The following is a 21,033-nucleotide window of genomic DNA, read 5'->3' on the forward strand; positions in this document are numbered from 1 at the left end:
GCGACCGTGTAGGACGACTCCGCATCCGGGGCCCGCCCGGATCTGCCCCTCGCCGACCACCGTTTTCGCGGGGCTTGCGCCCCGCGCCGCCGCCTCTACACTGACCCTGCGTTCATCCACCGAAGTCCGACGAAGGCACGTCGGTCGTTCCTGGGGGGGAGAAGGATGGGTCGTGTGTCCGACTGGCTCCTGGCGCATCGCCGCGTCGCGTGGCCCCTGGCCGCGCTGGCCGCGCTGTCCCTGGGCGTCGCCGCGAGCGAGCTGCACCGGCACTCGCTGGAGTACGACTTCCGGCGCGTCCTGAACAACGCGGCGCAGCGCGAGGCGCTGTCGCTGCAGGGCCTCACGCTGACCGGCAAGGGCATGGGCGCGATCGTGCTCGCCGGCCAGCTCGACCCCGCGATCAAACGCGCCGCGGCGATCACCGACGTCGACTCGGCGCGCAGCACCCGGCCCGCGGCCGACACGCTGGAGGTGATCGCCACCGGCGTTGGCGCCCAGCAGGTCTTCGTCGTCAACGCGCGCGGCCGCATCGTCGCGGCCTGGGACGACGAGGGCGCGTCGCCGATCGGCCTGGACGTCGCCTTCCGCCAGTACTTCCGCCAGGCGATGAACGGCCAGCCCAGCGTCTTCGCCGGCATCAGCATCAGCACCGGCCAGCCCGTCTACTGGCTCGCCGCGCCGGTGTACCGCCTCCCCGGCAAGGACAGCGAGATCGTCGGCGCGGTCGTCGGCCGCGTCTACGTCGACAGGCTGGACCACTTCCTCGATACCCGCAGCTACGCCGGGGCGTTGCTCATCTCGCCCTCCGGCGTGGTGCTCGCGTCCAGCCGCCGCGACTGGCGCATGATCCTCGACGGCCCCGCCACGCCACAGCGCGCCCGGGCGATCACCGCGGCGCGCCAGTTCGGCAAGCTCTTCGAGGACGCCGCGCGCTCGCGCAGCCTGCCGTTCACGCTGGACGGCCCCACCGTGACGATCGACGGCGTGCGGCACGCCGTCGCCCGCGCCGAGGTGTCCTGGAACGATCCGACCGGCCCCTGGCGACTGGTGCTGCTGGGCGACCTCGACGCCCTGGAGCCGCTGGCGACGCGGCTGGGCATCGCGGCGCTGGTGACCCTGCTGGCTTTCGGGCTGCTCGCAGCGACCCTGCGCAGCCTGGCCCACGGTGTCTCGCGCGAGCGCAAGGAACTCGAACTGCAGGCCCAGCACGGCCAGTTGCAGGCGCTGCTGGCGGACCGCGAGCGCGCCCAGGCGGCGCTGCAGCAGGCCAAGGAGGACGCCGAAGGCGCGACCCGCGCCAAGTCGGATTTCCTGGCCAACATGAGCCACGAGATCCGCACCCCGATGAACGCGATCATCGGCATGTCCCACCTCGCCCTGCAGACCGGCCTGGACGCCCGGCAGCGCAACTACATCGAGAAGGTGAACCGCTCGGCCGAGAACCTGCTCGGCGTCATCGACGACATCCTGGACTTCAGCCGCATCGAGGCCGGCAAGCTCAGCCTGGAGTGCGTGCCCTTCCAGATGGAGGACGTGCTCGACCACCTGGTCAACCTGATCGGCTTCCGCGTCGAGGACAAGGGCCTGGAGCTGCTGCTGAACGTGCCCCCGGACCTACCCACCGCGCTGATCGGCGACCCGCTGCGCCTGGGCCAGGTGCTGGTGAATCTGGGCAACAACGCCGCCAAGTTCACCGACCACGGCGAGATCATCGTCGGCATCGAGGCCGTGAGGCTCGCGCCGGGTACGTCCAGCCCCTCGGGCATGCCGGAGGCCGGCGACGCGGCCTGCGACCCCGAGGTCGAGCTCCACTTCCAGATCCGCGACAGCGGCATCGGCATGACGCCCGAGCAGCAGCTGCTGCTGTTCCGCAGCTTCAGCCAGGCCGACAGCTCCACCACGCGCAAGTACGGCGGCAGCGGCCTGGGCCTGGCGATCTGCAAGCAGCTGGTGGAGATGATGGGAGGCCGCATCTGGCTGGAGTCGACGCCGGGCGTGGGCTCCACCTTCCATTTCACCGCCCGCTTCGTGCTGCAGGCGCAAGGCTCCGACCTGCCCGCGCGCCGAGCGCTCATGGCGCACGAGCTGTCGCGGCTGCGCACGCTGGTCGTCGACGACAACCGCGCCGCGCGTGAAATCCTGTCCGCGCTGGGGACGGGGTTCGGGCTGGACGTGTCCACCGCGGCGGACGGCGCCGAGGCCGTGCGCAACGCCGAGCGCGCCCAGGCCGACGGGCGTCCCTATGCGCTGGTGCTGATGGACTGGCAGATGCCGGTGCTCGACGGCCTGGAGGCGACGCGCCAGCTCGGCGACGGCCGGCTTCGCACGCCGCCGGCCGTCGTGCTGGTGACCTCCTTCGGACGCGACGATGCGCTGACGGCGGCGCTGGCCGCCGCCAACGAGCCGCGCCGTCCGGTGCTGCTGACCAAGCCGGTGACCGCGTCGGCCCTGCTGGGCGCCATCGGCGAGGCGCTCGGCCACGTCGACCTGCCGGCCCCGGCGGCGCAGCGCCGGCGGGATTCCGCGCGCGAGGCGATGCGCCAGGTCGCCGGCGCGCGGCTGCTGGTGGCGGAGGACAACGAGTTCAACCAGGAGCTGGTCACGGCGCTCCTGGAGGATGCGGGAGTCCATGTGACGCTGGCCTGCAACGGCCGGGTCGCGCTCGACCTGCTGGAGGCCTCGCCCGAGGGCTTCGACGGCGTGCTGATGGACTGCCAGATGCCGGTGCTGGACGGCTATGCCGCCACCCGCGCCCTGCGCGCCGTGCCGCGCTGGGCCACCCTGCCCGTCGTCGCGATGACGGCCAACGCCATGAGCGGCGACCGCGAGCGCGTCCTCGCGGCCGGCATGAACGACCACATCGCCAAGCCGCTCAACGTCGATCATCTGTTCGAGATCCTCGCGCGCTGGATCCGCCCCGCCATGCCGGCCTCGGACGTGGCGATGGACACGCGCTCCGGCGCGGGCCTGCGCGTGGACACGCAACACGGACGCAGCGAGGTCCTCGAGCCCGGCGCGGATACCGCGGGCCTGCGCGACGGCCCGTCCAGCGGCACTTCCGGCGGCACTTCCGGCGACGACCCGTCGGCGCCCCCCGCCTCCCGCCGCCCGGACGGACTGCCGCAGATCGCCGGACTGGACGTGCAGACGGGCCTGGCGACGGCGGGCGGCCACCTCGCGCTCTACCGCAAGCTGCTGCGCACCTTCCACGACACGCAGAGCGGTTTCGCCGCCGATTTCGCCGAGGCCGTCGCGGCGGGCGACGCGGTCACGATGACGCGGCTCGCCCACTCCCTGCGCGGCGCCGCGGGCACGCTGGGCGCGCGCCCGCTGTCGGCCGCGGCCGGCGCGCTCGAACAGGCCTGCGCGCAGCGCGCCTCCGCCGCCGAGCGCGATCCGTTGCTGACCCGTGCGCAATCGCTGCTGGCGACGCTGCAGGTGTCGCTGGGCCGGCACCTCGCGCTCGAGGCGATGGTCCAGGCGTCCGCCCCTACCCTGGACGACGCCTCGCGCGAGCACCTGGACGCCCTGCTGGCCCGGCTGACCGGACTGCTGCGGGACAGCGATTCCGCGGCCACCGACGCGGCGCAGGAACTGACGGCGCTGCTCGACCGCCTGCCGCTGCCGACCGCGCGGGCGCGCGTGCTGCGCCGCGCCGCGGATTCCGCGGCGCGATTCGATTTCGACGGCGCGCTGGACTGGCTGCAGGACGATAGGCGCGACTATCGCAGCAACGATCGCAGCACCGACCGCAGCAGCGATCTGCGCAACGATCCCACCTCGTCAGGGAGTCCCGCATGAGCGACCTGCCCGTCCCTGCCGGCGCCGCGGAGGCGCCCGATCCCACCGACGGGGCGACCGTGCTGGTCGTCGACGACACGCCCGACAACCTGCTGCTGATGAGCGAGCTGCTGCGCGACCGTTACCGCGTGAAGATCGCCAACCACGGCGTGAAGGCACTGGCCATCGCCGGCGCCGAGCCGCGGCCCGACCTCATCCTGCTGGACGTCATGATGCCGGGCGTGGACGGCCACGACGTCTGCCGGCGCCTGAAGGCCGACCCGGGCACGCGCGACGTGCCGGTGATCTTCCTGACCGCGAAGTCCGACGTGGCCGACGAGACCCGCGGGCTGTCGCTGGGCGCCGTCGACTACATCACCAAGCCGATCAGCCCGCCCATCGTGATGGCCCGCGTGCGCACGCACCTGCGGCTGAAGGCGAGCGCCGATTTCCTGCGCGACAAGGCGGCCTACCTCGAGGCCGAGGTGGCGCGCCGCACCGAGGAGCTGGCCGCGATCCAGGACGTCACCATCCTGGCGATGGCCTCGCTGGCCGAGACGCGCGACAGCGACACGGGCAACCACATCCGCCGCACGCAGCATTACGTGCGCGCGCTGGCCGAGGCGCTGCGCGACCACCCGCGCTGCCTGGAGCTGCGCGTGCCCGGCGTCATCGCCACGCTGTTCAAGTCGGCGCCGCTGCACGACATCGGCAAGATCGGCATTCCCGACCGCATCCTGCTCAAGCCCGGCAAGTTCACGCCGGACGAGTTCGAGGTCATGAAGGCGCACCCGGCGCTGGGGCGGGACGCCATCCAGCAGGCCGAAACGCAGCTGGGGACGCCGGTGGCGTTCCTGTCCACGGCCAAGGACATCGCCTACTGCCACCAGGAGAAGTGGGACGGATCGGGCTACCCGCGGGGCCTGCGGGGCGAAGCGATCCCGTTGTCGGCGCGGCTCATGGCGCTGGCGGACGTCTACGACGCGCTGATCAGCCGCCGCGTCTACAAGGAAGGCATGCCGCACGACCAGGCCGCGGCCCTCATCGCGCAGGGTTCGGGCACGCATTTCGATCCGGACATCGTCGAGGCCTTCCTGCGCATCCAGCCGGAATTCCAGACCATCGCGCGGCAGTTCGCCGACGACGACGCGGCGCTGGCGCGCAAGCGCGCCTGGATGGAGACGGTGAGCCCGCCGGACATCCCGCCGGACCTCACGGCGATGGGCGCGGAGCGGAGCCGCTGATGCCGTCCTCGGCGGCTGACCGCGCGGCGATCGGCCCTGGCGGGGCCGCCGCGCCGTGGACCGGCTGGGGGAGCGCCGTCGTGGCCGCCATGGCCGCGATCGCGGCGGGATGGGCCTTGAGCAACGCGCAACGCTGGTACCTGGAGACGGACCTGCACCGCGCCCTGCAGTCGGCCGCCGACCGCGAAGGCGTCGCCCTGGTGCAGCAGACGCTGTCCGGCCAGGACATGGGCGCCGTCGAGCTGACGGGCCTGATCGATCCGCTGGTCAAGACGATGACGCTGGAAACCGACGCCGAGCGCGCGCGGCTGGTGCGACCCGGCGAGGCCCGCTTGCGCGGCATCGCGCAGACGATCGGCGGCGACGACGCCTGGGTCCTCAACAAGTCCGGCGTCCTGGTCGCGGAATGGGTGCAACGCGACGTGGAACGCGCCATCGGCATGAACCTCTCGCACCGCGCCTATGTCCGGCAGGCGCTGCAGCGGGGGCGGCCCTCGATCTACCTGGGCCTGAGCCCGCATCTGCAACAGCGGGCGGTCGTGTTCTGCGCGCCCATCTTCGCGACGCGGGAATCCACCAGCGCCGTCATCGGCGTGATGGCGGTGCGCCGGTCCCCGGCGGTTCTGGACCGCTTCTTCGCCGCGCGGGCGCAGGGGGACGCGCTGCTGGTGTCGCCGCACGGCGTGGTCTTCGCGGCGAGCCGGCCGGACTGGGACATGACGCTGGTGGGCCCGGTCACGGACGAGCGCGCCGCCGCCCTGACGGCGACGCGGCGCTTCGCGACGCAGTTCCAGACGCCGGCGAGTGCCCGGACGCTGCCCTTCGATCCGGTGGACGGCGCGGTGGTCGACGTCGACGGCCGGCGTATGGCCGTCGCCACGAGCCGCATCGAATGGAACGACCCGGACGGCGCCTGGCGCCTCGTCCTGCTGGAGGACCTGTCCGCCGCGATGAGCCCGCGGCAGCATCTGATGGCCGCGGGGCTGGCCGCCGCCCTGCTGCTGAGCGCCTACGCGCTGGCGAGGCTGATCGCGGTCCACCGCCGCCACCGCGCCCGCAACGCCGCCGAGATCGCCGCCCGGGGCGATCAGTTCCGGGCCATCATGCGCACCTCGCCCGTCGGCTTCTGCGCGATCGTCAAGGATCGACTGGAGGTCGTGAATCCGGTCCTCACGGATCACCTGGGCGTGGGTCTGTTCGACCAGTGGCCGCACCGCTACTGCGATGAGCAAAGCCGCACGCTGGTCGAGGCGGTGTTGCGGGAACGGCGCCGCACGCTGGACCTCGAGGTCGGGCTGATCGGAGCGCGCGGCGAGCCGCGGGCCTACCTCATGTCCTCGATGCCCATCGACTACGAAGGCGACAAGCCCGCCGTGGTGCTGTGGCTGGTCGACATCACGCGGCGTCAGGAGGCCGCGCGCGAAGCGCGCCGGGCGATGGAGGCGGCCCATGACGCGGCGCGCGCCAAGTCCAGCTTCCTGGCGGGCATGAGCCACGAGATCCGTTCGCCCATGAACGTGATCGTCGGCATGTCCGACCTCGCGCTGCAGACCGGCCTGGATGCGCGCCAGCGCAACTACCTCGAGAAGGTGAACGGCGCGGCGCTCAGCCTGCTCGACCTCATCGACGACATCCTGGACTTCAGCAGCATCGAGTCCGGCCGCATCGCGCTGGAGCAGGTGCCGTTCCAGCTCGACCAGGTGCTGGAGCGGCTCGTCGACCTGATCGGGCTGCGCGCCGAGGACAAGGGGGTGGAACTGCTCATCCATCGCCCGGCCGACGTGCCGGACGCCCTGATCGGCGACCCGATGCGGCTGGGTCAGGTGCTGATCAACCTGGGCGCCAATGCGGTCAAGTTCACCGACAGCGGGGAAGTCATCGTCGCGGTCGAGCGCGTCGTGCCCGGCGAGCCGGCCGCGGGGTCGGCGCAAGCATCGCTGGAGGACGCGCCGGCGTCCGGGGACGGGACGGGCGAAGACACCATCGCCCTGCGCTTCAGCGTGACCGACTCGGGCATCGGCATGACGCCGGAAACCATCTCGCGGCTGTTCCACAGCTTCAACCAGGCCGACACCTCGACGACGCGCCAGTACGGCGGCAGCGGCCTGGGCCTGGCGGTCAGCCGGGAACTGGTCGAGATGATGGGCGGACGCATCCAGGTGAGCTCGCGTCCGGGCGAGGGGTCGACCTTCTCCTTCACCGTGCGCCTGGGACTGCGCCACGGCGCCCGCGCGGCGGCCGTGCCGGCGAGCGCGGCACTGGCCGACCTGTCGCGCCTGCGCGTGCTGGTGGCCGACGACAACCGCGCGGCGCGCGAGATCCTCGGCGCGTTGTGCGCGGGCTTCGGCATGCGCGTGGACACCGCCGTCAACGGCGCCAACGCGGCGCAGTGCGTGCTCGAGGCCGATGCGGAGAAGCGCGCCTACGATCTGGTGCTGATGGACTGGCAGATGCCGGTCCTCAACGGCCTCGAAGCCACGCGGCTGATCGCCGCCGGCCGGCTCACGTCGCCGCCCGCGATCCTGCTGGTCACGGCCTTCGGCCGCGACGCCAGCCTGGCGGCGGCGCTGGCCGACGCGGATCCGCGCCACCGGCCGCGGCTGCTGAGCAAGCCGGTCACCGCCTCGACGCTGTTGTCGGCCATCGGCGAGGCCACCGGGCAGGCGCTGGTGCCCGCCCTCGCCTCGCCGCAGCTTGGCGGCACCACGCGCGCCGCGATGGCCCGGCTGACCGGCACGCGGCTGCTGGTCGTCGAGGACGACCCGGTCAGCCGCGAACTGAGCGCCGAACTCCTGCGCGCCGCCGGACTCGACGTGACGACCGTGCCCGACGGTCAGACCGCGCTGGACCTGCTCGGGCGCACGGAGCCCGGCATCGACGCGGTGCTGATGGATTGCCAGATGCGGGGGATGGACGGCTACGAGACCACGCGCCGCCTGCGCCAGGATCCCCGCTGGCGCGACCTGCCCGTCATCGCGCTGACCGCCAGCGCGTCGCTGGAAGCGCGCGAACGCATCATGGCCGCGGGCATGAGCGGCTGCCTGAGCAAACCGCTGAGCGTGGACCGGCTGTTCGAGGCGCTGGCGCGCTTCGTGCACGGCGCGCAGGCCGCCGCGCCAGGATCGGACGACGCGCTGGACGGCCTGCTGTCGCGCCTGACCGACCTGCTGCGGGCCGGCGACGCGGCCGCGATCGACCTGGGCCGGTCGCTGGCGGAGGCGCTGACGCTGCGCCCCCCGCCGCCCGCCCGCCTCCAGCTGCTGCGCCGCGTCGCGGCGGCGGCCTCGGGCTTCCGCTTCGAGGAGGCGCTGGCGCTGCTGAGCTGGGACGCCGGCGCGCCGGCCGGAGGAACCCCGCCATGATCCGCATCGCGATCCTGATCGCGCGCCATCCGAAGCCGGCGTGGGTCGCCGCCGGCGTGCTGTCGGTGATCGTCGGCGCCGGCATCGCCGAGGAAACCCGGCGCGTCCTGGACGACCGCTTCCGCGCGCGGATGGCGACCACGATCGATCGGGAGGTGCTGCTCTTCCACGGCCTCACGCAGGAGAGCAAGGCGATGGGCGCGCTGAGGCTGTCGGGCCGCCTCGATGCCGACGTCAAGGCCACCGCCCTGCAGACCGACCTCCAGGTGGCGCTGCGCATGCGGCCGGCCGTCGACATGCTGTCGGCGATGAACGACCAGCTCGGCGCGGACGTGAGCTTCGTGGCCAACGGCCAGGGCATGATCGTCGGGGAATGGAACCGCGGCCTGCAGCGCTCGCCGATGGGACTGGACGTCAGCCATCGCGAGTACTTCCGGGAGGCGATGGCCGGCCGCACCGCCGTGTCCATGGCGGTCAGCCAGTCCACGTCCCGCCGGGCGATCTTCCTGAGCGCGCCGGTGTTCCGCGACACCGACGCGAAGGGGCCCGTGATCGGCGTCATCGCCACGCAGTTCTACGGACCGTCGCTGGACCGCTTCCTCAGCCCGCACGCGGACGTGACGTCGCTGATCCTGTCGCCCGAAGGCGTGGTGATGGTGTCGACGCGGCCCGAGTGGTCGCTCCGGCTGGCCGGCCCCGCGTCGGCCGAGCGCAGCCGGCGTCTCACCGAGGGGCTGCGCTACGGACGGCAGTTCGAGGATCCGGCCCACACGCTGTCCCTGCCCTTCGACCCCGACGCGCGCGACGCGCGCATCGACGGCCGCCCCCACGCGCTGGTCTCGCGCGACCTGGGCTGGCGCGACAGCGCCGGTCCGTGGCGCATGGTCTTCGTCGCCGATCTCTCGGGCGTGTTCGGCGCGCCGGCCCGGGCGGGCGTGGGCCTGCTGTCGGCGCTGCTGTGCTTCGCCGGGCTCGCCGCGCTGCTGCGCAGCCTCACGCTGCGCGCGGCCCGTCACGCGCAGGAACAGGCGCTGCTGCGCCAGGGCGAGCGCTTCATGGCCATGATCGAGCACACGCCCATCGGCATCGGACTGATCTCGGACGGCCTCGTGAGCGTCGCCAATCCGGCGCTGCGGCGGCTGCTGGCCGTCGAGATCGGGCGTCCCTGGCCCGACGCCTACGCGGACGACGCGAGCCGCCGACGGGCGCAGGCGCTGCTGGAGGGAAACGTCGACGGTGACGGCGACATCGGCGGGAGCGCAAGCGACGTCGAGCTGAGCATCGTCGACCCCGACGGCGCGCACCGCGACTGCGTGGCGGCCTTCATGCCGGTGGACTTCGGCCGCACGGGGATGCTGGTCTGGCTGATGGACCTCACGGACCGTCTGTCCGCCGAGAACGAGATCCTCGCCGCCCGCGAGTCCGCCGAGTCCACCACCCGCGCCAAGGCCGACTTCTTCGCCAACATGAGCCACGAGCTGCGCACGCCGATGAACGCCATCATCGGCATGTCCGAGCTGGCGCTGCAGACCGAACTCGACGCGCGCCAGCGCAACTACGTGGACAAGACCTGCCGGGCCGCGGAGACGCTGCTGGGCGTCATCGACGACATCCTCGACTTCAGCCGCATCGAGGCCGGCCGGCTCGCGCTGGAGCACATCCCGTTCGAGCTCGACGAGGTGCTCGCCCACCTCGTGCAGGTGGTCGGCCTGGGCCTGGAGGAAAAGGGGGTGGAGCTCCTGCTCAGCGTGCCCGCCGGCTTGCCGCGCACGCTGGTCGGCGATCCCTTCCGCCTCGGCCAGGTGCTGGCCCATATCGGCAAGCACGCCGCGCGCCGCAGCGAACAGGACGAGGTCGTGGTGGCGGTGTCGGACGTGTCGGAAGCAGGCGCCGCGGGGGACGACGTGACGCCGGCGGGCGCGGACGGCATCGTCCTGCAATTCAGCATCCGCGACAGCGGCCCGGCGCTGTCGCCGCCGGAACTGGCGCGGCTGGTGCGGCGCCCGGCGCAGGCCGACGCCGACACGCCCGACCGCGGCGACCTGGCGCTGGCCGTGTGCCGGATGCTGGTGGAAATGATGGGCGGCGTGCTGCGGGTCGACTCGATGCCCGGCGCGGGGCTGACGCTGCATTTCACGGCGCGGCTGGGGGTGGCGCCGTCGCACGAGGCGGCGGGCGAGGACGAGGCACCGCCGGCGCTGCGCGGCCGGGCGCTGGTCGTGGACGACAACCGCGTCGCCCGCGAGGTGCTGGCCGCGCTCTGCCAGGGGATGGGCCTGCAGGTCGAGCAGGCCGCCGACGGCCCGCGGGCGCTGCGGGCGGTACAGACGGCGGCGCGCGAGCACCGTCCGTTCGACTGGGTGCTGATGGACTGGAAGATGCCGGAGATGGACGGGCTGGCCACGGCGTCCCGACTGTTCGAGCAGGCCTCGCCGATGCCCCGGATCGTGATGGTGACGGCCTTCGGCAACGACGACGGGCTGTACGAGACGATGGCGGCGATGGCGTCGACCTCGGCGCTGCCCGACGGCCAGCCCCTGCCCGTCCTGGCCAAGCCGGTGACGGCCGCGACGCTGCGGGACGCGCTGGGCGGCGCGGCCTCGTCCGGCGCCGTCCCCGACGCGCACGCGCGCCGCGCCGCGACGCGGGCGTCGATGCAGTCGCTGGCGGGCGCTCGCCTGCTCGTCGTGGAGGACAACCAGGTCAACCAGGAGCTCGCCGAGGAGTTGCTGACCAAGGCCGGCATCGCGGTGACCATCGCGGACAACGGCGCCATCGCGCTGGACCTGCTGCAGCGCTCGCCCGACGGTTTCGACGGCGTGCTGATGGACTGCCAGATGCCGGTGATGGACGGCTACGACGCCACCCGGAGCCTGCGCCAGGACCCGCGCTGGCGCGAACTGCCCGTGATCGCGCTGACCGCCAACGCCACCGGCGCCGACCGCGCGCGCATCCTGGCCACCGGCATGAACGACCACGTGGCCAAGCCGCTGCACGTCGACACGCTGTTCGAGGTCCTGTCGCGCTGGGTGCATCCGGCCACGCCCGCGGCGGTCCCGCCGCAGGACGCGTTCGCGGCCGGCACTTCCCGGCACCGACCCGCGGCCGCCCCGGCGCTGCCCGTCGTCGACGGCCTGGAATCGCGCTCGGGGCTGGCCTCGGCCGCCAACAACGCCGGCCTGTACCTGCGCCTGCTGCGAATCTTCCTGCACACCCAGCGGGACACCGGCGACCGCCTCACCCAGGCGGCCGCGTCGGACAACGCGCAGGCGCTGGAGTACCTCGCGCATTCGCTGCGGGGCGCCTCCGCGACCATCGGCGCGCTGCCTTTGAGCGCGGCCGCCGCCGCGCTGGAGAGCGCCTGCCGCGAGCAGGCCCCGGCGGCGCGGCGCCAGGAGCTGGCGCGAGCCGTGCGCGTGGCGCTGGACCGTCTGCTGCATGCGTTGGGAGAGACGCTGGCGGATGACGCGCCGCCGACGATGCCGGGCCCGCTGGACGATCCGTCGCCGTCGGGGGGCCTCGCCGAACTTGACGGGCGCCTGGCGCGCCTGCGGCGCCAGCTGGACGAACACGACGGTGCGGCGGTGGACACCGCCGAGCAACTCACGGCGCTGCTGGCCCGGGGACGCCACGGGCTCGACGAACGGCGCGCAGCCGCCCTGCGCGAGGTCCTGGAAGCCGCCGCGCGATTCGACTTCGAGACCGCCCGCCGCGGACTGGAAGATGACGCGGCCGCCGGCATGGCGCCGCCGGACGGCGTCCGATCGATGGAGGAACCCCTGCCATGAGCATCTCGAACGGAGACCCGCGTCCCACGATCCTGATCGTGGACGATTCCCCCGAGGTCCTGTCGCAGCTCTACGAGCTGCTCAAGGAGCGGCACCGCGTCAAGGTGGCGACCACCGGCGACCGCGCGCTGCGCATCGCCGCCGAGGCCCCGCCGCCCGACCTCATCCTGCTGGACGTGCTGATGCCCAACATGGACGGCTACGAACTCTGCCGGTGGCTCAAGGCGGACGCGGCCACGCGCGACATCCCCGTGCTCTTCCTGACCGCGCGCTCGGATCCCGCGGATGAGTCGCACGGCCTGTCGGTCGGCGCGGTCGACTACATCACCAAGCCGATCAGCCCGCCCATCCTGCTCGCCCGCGTGCGCACCCACCTGCAGCTCAAGGCCACCGCCGACCTGCTGCGCGAACGCGCCGCGCACCTGGAAGCCGAAATCGCCCGCTGGGCGGGAGGCTCGGAGCTTCCATAATCGTCCGATCCGTCGCCCTTCTTTCCCTGTCATGCGCTTCCGGCTTCCGTGCGTCGTCCTCGCGAGCTTCCTGGTCTGTTCCGGCAACACCTGGCCCCAGCCGCGGCCGGTCACGCCGCGCGGGCCGCTGGACGCGCAGGAGCAGAACAACATCGCGGTGTTCCGCAAGCTGTCGCCGTCGGTGGTCCACATCACGACGCTGGCGCAGCAGCGCGACTTCTTCTCGCGCAACGTGACGGAAGTGCCCAGCGGCACCGGCAGCGGCTTCCTGTGGGACGAGCAGGGCCACATCGTCACCAACTTCCACGTGATCCGCGGCGCCTCGTCGGCCAAGGTGACGCTGTCGGACCAGAGCGCCTACGACGCGAAGCTGGTGGGCGTCGACCCGGACCGCGACCTGGCCGTGCTGCGCATCGGCGCGCCGCGCGAGAAGCTCGCCCCCGTGCCCATGGGCAGCAGCCGCGACCTGCTGGTGGGGCAGACGGTGTATGCGATCGGCAACCCGTTCGGGCTGGACCAGACGCTGACGCGCGGCATCGTGTCCGCGCTGAACCGCGAGATCGAATCGATGACGCAGCGCACGATCCGCGGCGCCATCCAGACCGACGCCGCGATCAATCCCGGCAACTCCGGCGGCCCGCTGCTGGACTCGGCGGGCCGGCTGATCGGCGTCAACACCTCGATCTTCAGCCCGAGCGGCGGCAGCAACGGCATCGGCTTCGCGATCCCCGCCGACGAGGTGAACCGCGTCGTGCCGCAGCTGATCCAGCACGGCCGCGTGATCCGCCCGGCGCTCGGGCTGACCGCCGGCAGCGAACAGCTGCGCCAGGTCCTGCGCCTGCCCAAGGGCGTCGTGCTGATCGGCCTGCAGCCGGGCGGCGGCGCCCAGCGTGCCGGACTGCAGCCTTTCCTGCGCGGGCGCGACGGCCGCGTGGTGGGCGGCGACGTCATCACCGCCGTCGACGGCAAGCCGGTGGCCGACCTGGACGACCTGCTCGGCGAACTCGAGGAACGCAAGATCGGCGACAAGGTCACCCTGACCGTCTGGAACGGCGGCAAGACCCGGCAGGTCCAGGCCCCGCTCACCAGCGACTGAGCAGCGGCCGGGCAGCGATCGAGTCTGCCTCCCTACTCCAAGTGGCGATAACCCTCCCGGGACCCCGGTCCGGACGTCGCCTCTAGACTCCGCGCCCATGCAACCCCGACTTTCGATCCTCGACCTCGCCTTCATCGTCGAAGGCGGTTCCGCCGCCCAGGCGCTCCAGGACAGCGTCACGCTGGCGCAGCATGCCGAGCGGCTCGGCTACACGCGCTACTGGGTGGCCGAACACCACAACATGGACGGCGTCGCGTCGTCGGCGACCGCGGTGCTGATCGGCCAGATCGCCGGCGCGACCTCGACGATCCGCGTCGGCTCCGGCGGCATCATGCTGCCCAACCACGCGCCGCTGACGATCGCGGAGCAGTTCGGCACGCTGGCGACGCTGTTCCCGGGCCGCATCGACCTGGGCCTGGGTCGCGCCCCGGGCACCGACGGACCGACGATGCGCGCGCTGCGCCGCCACCTGGCGACCGCGCACGAGGACCGCTTTCCTGAAGACGTGCTGGAACTGATCAGCTACCTGGCGCCCGAGCAGGAGGGTCAGGTCGTGCGCGCCGTGCCCGGCCAGGGCACCGAGGTGCCGGTCTGGCTGCTGGGCTCCAGCCTGTACGGCGCGCAGCTGGCGGCCTACCTGGGCCTGCCGTTCGCGTTCGCCTCGCACTTCGCGCCGGCCATGCTGATGCAGGCGCTGGAGATGTACCGCGCCCAGTACCGGCCCAGCGCGCGACATCCGCAGCCCTACGCGGCGGTCGGCCTGAACGTGGTCGTGGCCGACACCGATGCCCAGGCGCAGCGCCTGTTCACCTCGATCCAGCAGCGTTTCCTGGGCATGCAGCGCGGCCAGCGCGGCCTGCTGCCCCGCCCGATCGACAGCATGGACGTGCTGTGGACCGCCGGCGAGAAGCTGGGGGTGGAACGCATGCTGTCGGAGTCGATCGTCGGCTCGCCGCGCACGGTGCGCGAAGGCCTGCGGGAGACGGCCGAGCGCACCGGCGCCGACGAATTCATCGTCGCCTGCGCCGTCCATGACGCGGCGGCGCGTCGACGGTCGTACGAGCTGCTGGCGGGGATCGCGGCGGAGTCGGAGGGCGGCTGAGTCCGGCACGGCACCAGCGTTCTGCTGTCGCAGCGGGATGACGGGGACCCGGGATACGCTGCCGTGGATCTGCGATAGGCGGACGCGGATCGCTCAACTTCGCGGATTGGCACGAACACGGCGGGCAGGGACGATGACGGCCCCTACCCTTCCCGGAGTTCCTTCCGCATGCCTGTCCGCGCCTTCTTCTCTCCCGCCGCCCGTGCGACGCGGCAGTCCGGTTTCAGTCTGTGCGAAGTCATGATCGCCTTGGCGTTGCTGGGCGCGATGTGGCTGGCTTCGCTGCAGGTCCAGCAGTTCCAGCAGATTGTCGAGAGCGGACGGCAGGCCGGATTGCGGCTCGCCGCGCTGCGCGACGGCGCCGAGCGCTACGTGCTCGATCACGGCGCCGCCCTGATGGCGGTAAAGTCCATCCCGACCTGCGAGGACGTCGCGCTGTCGCAGGGTTCCCATGCTGGCACTCGGCCCCACGCGGACTGCGAGCTGAAGGTCGACGGCAAGGCCGTGGTGCACAACGCGTTCCAACCGTCGATCCAGGAACTCCAGGACCTGGGTTACGTGACCTTCGGCGACAGCCTGCCCTTTCCGCACGGCGACACGATGCTCGACGGCCGCACCGGCCAGCCCGCCGCGGCGCGATGGGCCGTCTCCGTGCAGTGCCATGCAAATTGTCCGCAGCGCGCCAATGCCGGCCAGGCCGCCGCGGGATCCGGCACCACGGGGCCGGCCGCGCCGACGCTGCGGGTTCTGCTCTACAACACCCAGCCCTTCTTCGCGACCGCTGATCTGCCCTTCGGCTACGGCGCGCAGTTGAAAGCGGCACTGCAGGCGCTGGGGCCGGATGCCGTGGTGTCGCTGCCGAGGGAGTCCTCCGAGACTGCGGCGCAGTTGCGCGGCAAGGGCGTGGCGTCCGTCCCCAATCCGCTCAGGGCCGGCGCGCCGGGCACCGGCGTCCCGGGGGTGCTGGCGTCACATCAGCTGGTGTTCCTGGACGGCGTCGCCGCCGCGCATTGCGGCGACACCCGCGCCGCGAACCGTGCCGCGGGCGCGGGCGCGGACAACAATGGCGTGACCTGCCGCGATGGCTCGGCGAAACCGACGGCCCGGTGGGATTTCGGCGGGCAGGATCTGGACAACGTCGGTCAACTCGGTGTCGCAGGGAACGCGACGGTCATGGGGAAACTGACGGCCGCCCAAGCCGTCCACGCCAACGGCGGTCTGTTCGTTCGTCATCCCAGCAACGGCATGGTGACCCGGGAGCGCTACGACGGGTCCACCGTCACCGAGACACACGCCGTCGTCGACGTGGGCGGCCACGCCGTCATCCGCAAGAAGCTGATCGTGGGCGCGGGCGACCATGCCTATCCCTTCGGCGCCCACGACGACAAGGGGATGCAGCTCAACGGCACGCTGGCGGTCAGGGACGGCTTCGTGGACGTCAGTTCCCTGCAACGCGGCGGCGAGCCCTTCGACCCTCGCCTCAGCGGCATCCGCATTCCCCATCGCAGCCCCGACCAGCCGTGCAACCAGCAGGGCATCGATCCGAGTGTCTCGGGCGGCAACATCGCGCTGTACCAGCCCTACCGGGGTCAGGAGGTCTACGTGATGGCGTGTACCCGCGAAGGCAAGTGGACCAAGGCCCAGGGGGGCTGACGGTCAGCCCACCCACGCCCGTGCGTTCCGGAACATGCGCATCCACGGGCTGAACTCGCCGGCGTCGCCGCCGGTCCAGCTCATCTGGATGTTGCGGAAGACGCGCTCCGGATGTGGCATCAGCGCGGTGAAGCGACCGTCGGCCGTGGTCACCGCGGTCAGGCCCTGCGGGCTGCCGTTGGGGTTGAGCGGGTACTGCTCGGTCGGCTGGCCGTCGCCGTCGACGTAGCGCATCGCGCGCAGCACCTGGCCGGCGTCGCCGCGCTGCGAGAAGTCCGCGAAGCCCTCGCCGTGCGCGACTGCGATGGGCAGGCGGCTGCCGGCCATGCCGGTGAAGAAGATGCTGGGCGAGTCGACGATCTCGACCTGCGCCAGGCGGGCCTCGAACTGCTCGCTGCGGTTGCGCACGAACTTCGGCCAGTGCTGCGCACCGGGAATCATCGGCGACAGCGCGGCCAGCATCTGGCAGCCGTTGCACACGCCCAGCGCGAAGCTGTCGGAACGCGCGAAGAAGGCCTCGAAGGCCGCCTTCAGCACCGGGTTGAAGAGGATGGACCGCGCCCAGCCCTCGCCCGCGCCCAGCGTGTCGCCGTAGCTGAAGCCGCCGCAGGCGACGAAGCCCTTGAAGTCCTTCAGGTCGACCGCGCCGGCCTGCAGGTCGCTCATGTGCACGTCGTAGGCGTCGAAGCCGGCCTGCGCCATCGCATAGGCCATCTCGACATGCGAGTTGACGCCCTGCTCGCGCAGGATCGCGACCTTGGGACGCACGCCGCTGGCGATCAGCGGGGCGGCGACGTCGTCCTTCACGTCGAAGCTGGGCGACCAGTGCAGTCCCTTGCCCGGCGCGCCGGACAACGCGTGCTCCTGGTCCGCGCAGACGGGGTTGTCGCGCTCTCGGGCGATGCGCCACGAGACCTGGTCCCATTCCTGCTGCAGCTCGGCCAGCGGCGCGGCGAAGACCTTCTTCGCGTCGCGCCAGACTTCCGCCTGCTTGGCGTCGTTCGTCTTGCCGACGACGTGGGAGATCTTTGACAGCCCGTGCGCGCGCAGCGTCTGCAGCACCGCGTCGCGGTCGCCGGTGGCGACCTGCAGCACGACGCCCAGTTCCTCGTTGAACAGCGCCTTCAGCGTCAGTTCGTCGCGGCGGCCGCTGACCTGCGACGCCCAGTTCTTGGAGTCGCCCACCTCGGCGCGGCTGTCGCTGATGCCGTCGCCTTCGGTGACCAGCATGTCGACGTTCAGGCTCACGCCGCGCTGGCCGGCGAAGGCCATTTCCATCGCCGCGGCGAACAGGCCGCCGTCGCTGCGGTCGTGGTACGCCAGCAGCTTGCCTTGACCGCGCAGGTCGTTGACCGCGGCGACCAGCGCCTTCAGCAGCGCGGGATCGTCGAGGTCGGGCACCTCGGGGCCGAACTGGTTCAGCGTCTGCGCCAGGATCGAGCCACCCATGCGCATGCGGCCCTGGCCGAGGTCGACCAGCACCAGCGTCGTGTCGCCGTCTTGCAGCTGCGGCGTCAGCGTGCCCCGCACGTCGGCCAACGACGCGAAGGCCGTGATGATCAGCGAGACCGGCGCGGTGACCTGCTTCGTCGCGCCTTCATCGCTCCAGCGCGTGCGCATCGACAGCGAATCCTTGCCCACCGGGATCGAGATGCCCAGCGCCGGGCACAGGTCCATGCCGACGGCCTTGACGGTGTCGTACAGCGCGGCGTCCTCACCGGGTTCGCCGCAGGCGGCCATCCAGTTGGCCGACAGCTTCACGCGCGACAGCTCGATCGGCGCGGCCAGCAGGTTGGTGATGGCCTCGGCGACGGCCATGCGGCCCGACGCGGGCGCGTCGACGGCGGCCAGCGGCGTGCGCTCGCCCATGCTCATCGCCTCGCCGGTGAAGCCCTTGAAGTCGGACAGCGTGACGGCGACGTCGGCCACCGGCAACTGCCACGGACCGACCATCTGGTCGCGGTGGTTCAGGCCGCCGACGGTGCGGTCGCCGATGGTGATCAGGAAACGCTTGCTGGCCACCGTCGGGTGGCGCAGCACGGTGCGCGCGGTGGTCGCCAGATCGACGCCGTCCAGCGTCAGCGCGCCGCCCGAGCGGGCCACGCGCGTCACGTCGCGGTGCATCTTCGGCGGCTTGCCCAGCAGCACGTCCATGGGCATGTCGATGGCGCGTTCGCCGTCGGTGCCGTCCTCGAGCACCAGCTCCCGCTGCTCGGTCGTCACGCCGACGACCGCGAACGGGCAGCGCTCGCGTTCGGCCATCGCGGTGAAGAGCTCGAGGCTCTCCGGCGCAATCACCAGGACATAGCGCTCCTGGCTCTCGTTGCACCAGATCTCCTTGGGCGCCAGGCCGCTTTCCTCGAGCGGGACCTTGCGCAGATCGAAGATCGCGCCCCGGCCGGCGTCGTTCACCAGTTCCGGGAAGGCGTTGGAGATGCCGCCCGCGCCGACGTCGTGCACCGCCAGGATGGGATTGCGCTCGGCCAGGCCCCAGCAATGGTTGAGGACTTCCTGCGCGCGGCGCTGGATCTCGGGGTTGCCGCGCTGGACCGAGTCGAAGTCCAGGTCGGCGGTGTTGGTGCCGGCGGCCATCGAGCTCGCCGCGCTGCCGCCCATGCCGATGCGCATGCCGGGGCCGCCCAGCTGGATCAGCAGCGAGCCGGCGGGGAAGGCGATCTTCTTCGTCAGGTCGGCGCGAATCGCGCCGAGGCCGCCGGCGATCATGATCGGCTTGTGATAACCGCGGCGGATGCCGTCCACGTCCTGCTCGAAGACGCGGAAGTAGCCGCCCAGCGCGGGCCGGCCGAATTCGTTGTTGAACGCGGCGCCGCCCAGCGGGCCTTCGGTCATGATCTGCAGCGCGCTGGCGATGTGCGCGGGCTTGCCGACGGGGTTCTTTTCCCAGGGTTCGGACAGGCCCGGCAGGTCCAGGTTGGAGACCGAGAAACCGGTCAGGCCGGCCTTGGGCTTGGCGCCGCGGCCGGTGGCGCCCTCGTCGCGGATCTCGCCGCCGGCGCCGGTGGAGGCGCCCGGATGCGGCGAGATCGCCGTCGGGTGGTTGTGCGTCTCGACCTTCATCAGCACGTGCGCGGTTTCGGCGCGGGCCTCGTACCGGGGCGCGCGACGGTCGCCGGCGGCCATCCAGCGCTCGATCACGTGGCCTTCCATCACCGCCGCATTGTCGGCGTAGGCGATCACCGTGTGCTGCGGGTGCAGCTTCTCGGTGTTGCGGATCATGCCGAACAGCGACAGCGGCTGCGCCTCGCCGTCGATGGTGAACTCGGCGTTGAAGATCTTGTGACGGCAGTGCTCGCTGTTGGCCTGCGCGAACATCATCAGCTCGACGTCGCTGGGGTCGCGTCCCAGTTTCGTGAAGGCAGCGACCAGGTAGTCGATCTCGTCGTCGGACAGCGCCAGGCCCCAGGCGCCGTTGGCCTCCTCCAGCGCGACGCGGCCGCGCGCCTGCACGTCGACGTGCGCGAGCGGCTGGGCCTGCTTCTCGTCGAACAGGTGGGCGCCGGCCTCGCGCGACAGCAGCACGCTCTCGGTCATGCGGTCGTGCAGCAGGTCGGCGCAGGCGAGGATCTCGGTCTCGGTCAGCGCTTTCGCACCGCCGGCCAGGCCGGCCGTCAGGCTGCTGAGCAGGCCGGACTTCAGCGTCAGGCGGAACTCGGTGACGCGCTCGACGCGGTGGATGGGCAGGCCGCAGTTGTGGGCGATGTCGGTGGCCTTGGAAGCCCAGGGGCTCAAGGTGCCCAGGCGCGGGGCGACCACGATCAGCGCGCTGTCGGCAGCGCCGGCGGACGGGCCCTCGTAGGCGTCGCCGTAGTCCAGCAGCGCGGCCAGCTTGCCACGGCCTTCGTCGTCGAGGGCGGCGTCGGTCCAGACCCAGTGGACATGGCGCGCGTGCACCGCGGCGATGCGGTCGCTGACGGCCTGCAGACGCGCCAGCAGCGCCGCGGCCCGGAAGGACGAGAGGGCATTGCCCCCCTCGAAGTGAATCAGATGCTTGGAGGAGGTGGTGCTGGCCATGGGATCCCAGGGGGTTTGCGCCGCGCGCGCCGCGACGGTGAGCCCGCCATTCTAGCCAGCGCGGTCGCCCGGGCCGGGTTTACCCCGTCCGGTCTCCGCGCCTGTCGCCCCGCCGTCCCGGCGCCCCCTCAGTGGCAGTCCGTCAGGCGCTCCAGCGCCAGGTGCATCTGCTGGTCGGTCAGCTTGCCGCGCTGCGGCTGGACCCAGGCGCCCGGGGCTCCCGTGGTCAGGGACTTCAACGCCAGGACCTTCACCGGTTCCGGCTGCCGCGGACGCTCGCGGTCCAGCGACCACCAGCCGTCCGGGACGGTGCAGGTCATGCCGACGTCGATCGTGGCAGGCGCCGCCACGACGCCCGTCGCGGTGGAGGCGACCAGGGACAGTCCCAGCATCGGCACGGACCGGCGGACAAACACATGCAGCTTCACGACCACTCCCTGGAACACTTATTCGAGTGATCGAATGTAGGGATGTTTCGTGACGTAACCGCCCGGACATTCCGG

The 21,033-nt window shown here is 72.0% G+C and carries 9 protein-coding genes and 1 pseudogene; 8 read left to right on the forward strand and 2 right to left on the reverse strand.

Annotation, left to right across the window (positions count from 1 at the left end; genetic code table 11):
* The first annotated feature begins 174 nt into the window (after window positions 1-174).
* The 8 genes and pseudogenes from PV762_RS18410 to PV762_RS18445 all read left to right on the forward strand — a co-directional run bounded on the left by PV762_RS18410 (window position 175) and on the right by PV762_RS18445 (window position 16,498).
* The gene (locus tag PV762_RS18410) at window positions 175-3,804 is read left to right on the forward strand and encodes a response regulator (RefSeq protein ID WP_421036450.1); all 3,630 of its coding nucleotides are present in this window, start codon (window positions 175-177) and stop codon (window positions 3,802-3,804) included.
* The gene (locus tag PV762_RS18415) at window positions 3,801-5,027 is read left to right on the forward strand and encodes a response regulator (protein ID WP_421036451.1); all 1,227 of its coding nucleotides are present in this window, start codon (window positions 3,801-3,803) and stop codon (window positions 5,025-5,027) included. Before PV762_RS18410 ends, PV762_RS18415 begins: the two co-directional genes overlap by 4 nt.
* The gene (locus PV762_RS18420; RefSeq protein ID WP_421036452.1) at window positions 5,027-8,389 is read left to right on the forward strand and encodes a response regulator; all 3,363 of its coding nucleotides are present in this window, start codon (window positions 5,027-5,029) and stop codon (window positions 8,387-8,389) included. The genes PV762_RS18415 and PV762_RS18420 overlap by 1 nt, the downstream gene beginning before the upstream one ends.
* On the forward strand, window positions 8,386-12,177 hold the full coding sequence (locus tag PV762_RS18425; protein WP_421036453.1) for a response regulator: 3,792 nt from the start codon (window positions 8,386-8,388) through the stop codon (window positions 12,175-12,177). The genes PV762_RS18420 and PV762_RS18425 overlap by 4 nt, the downstream gene beginning before the upstream one ends.
* Window positions 12,174-12,617, forward strand: a pseudogene (locus tag PV762_RS18430) (response regulator); the annotation flags it as partial. The gene PV762_RS18425 and the pseudogene PV762_RS18430, both read left to right, overlap by 4 nt.
* A 61-nt stretch (window positions 12,618-12,678) precedes the next feature.
* The gene (locus PV762_RS18435; RefSeq protein WP_421036454.1) at window positions 12,679-13,743 is read left to right on the forward strand and encodes a S1C family serine protease; all 1,065 of its coding nucleotides are present in this window, start codon (window positions 12,679-12,681) and stop codon (window positions 13,741-13,743) included.
* Window positions 13,744-13,840: 97 nt separating this feature from the next.
* The gene (locus PV762_RS18440) at window positions 13,841-14,845 is read left to right on the forward strand and encodes an LLM class flavin-dependent oxidoreductase (protein ID WP_421036455.1); all 1,005 of its coding nucleotides are present in this window, start codon (window positions 13,841-13,843) and stop codon (window positions 14,843-14,845) included.
* A 168-nt stretch (window positions 14,846-15,013) separates the two neighbouring features.
* Window positions 15,014-16,498: a type IV pilin protein gene (locus PV762_RS18445; RefSeq protein WP_421036456.1), complete on the forward strand. Its 1,485-nt coding sequence runs from the start codon at window positions 15,014-15,016 to the stop codon at window positions 16,496-16,498.
* Window positions 16,499-16,501: 3 nt separating this feature from the next.
* On the opposite strand, the gene purL is transcribed toward PV762_RS18445, so the two are convergent.
* A complete protein-coding gene (gene purL, locus PV762_RS18450; protein WP_421036457.1) occupies window positions 16,502-20,530 on the reverse strand; it encodes a phosphoribosylformylglycinamidine synthase in 4,029 nt (1,342 codons plus the stop codon).
* Between the two features lie 128 nt (window positions 20,531-20,658).
* The gene (locus PV762_RS18455; protein ID WP_421036458.1) at window positions 20,659-20,958 is read right to left on the reverse strand and encodes a hypothetical protein; all 300 of its coding nucleotides are present in this window, start codon (window positions 20,956-20,958) and stop codon (window positions 20,659-20,661) included.
* Window positions 20,959-21,033: the final 75 nt, after the last annotated feature.

The organism is Mitsuaria sp. CC2 (assembly GCF_048957715.1).
Classification (GTDB): Bacteria; Pseudomonadota; Gammaproteobacteria; order Burkholderiales; family Burkholderiaceae_C; genus Roseateles.

What these genes read in the sequence shown, in the direction of transcription:
- PV762_RS18415 (WP_421036451.1), top strand. Translation starts at nt 3,801, where the DNA reads ATGAGCGACCTGCCCGTCCCTGCCGGCGCCGCGGAGGCGCCCGATCCC.
- PV762_RS18425 (WP_421036453.1), top strand. Translation starts at nt 8,386, where the DNA reads ATGATCCGCATCGCGATCCTGATCGCGCGCCATCCGAAGCCGGCGTGG.
- PV762_RS18445 (WP_421036456.1), top strand. Translation starts at nt 15,014, where the DNA reads ATGCCTGTCCGCGCCTTCTTCTCTCCCGCCGCCCGTGCGACGCGGCAG.
- purL (WP_421036457.1), bottom strand. Translation starts at nt 20,530, where the DNA reads ATGGCCAGCACCACCTCCTCCAAGCATCTGATTCACTTCGAGGGGGGC.
- PV762_RS18420 (WP_421036452.1), top strand. Translation starts at nt 5,027, where the DNA reads ATGCCGTCCTCGGCGGCTGACCGCGCGGCGATCGGCCCTGGCGGGGCC.
- PV762_RS18440 (WP_421036455.1), top strand. Translation starts at nt 13,841, where the DNA reads ATGCAACCCCGACTTTCGATCCTCGACCTCGCCTTCATCGTCGAAGGC.
- PV762_RS18435 (WP_421036454.1), top strand. Translation starts at nt 12,679, where the DNA reads ATGCGCTTCCGGCTTCCGTGCGTCGTCCTCGCGAGCTTCCTGGTCTGT.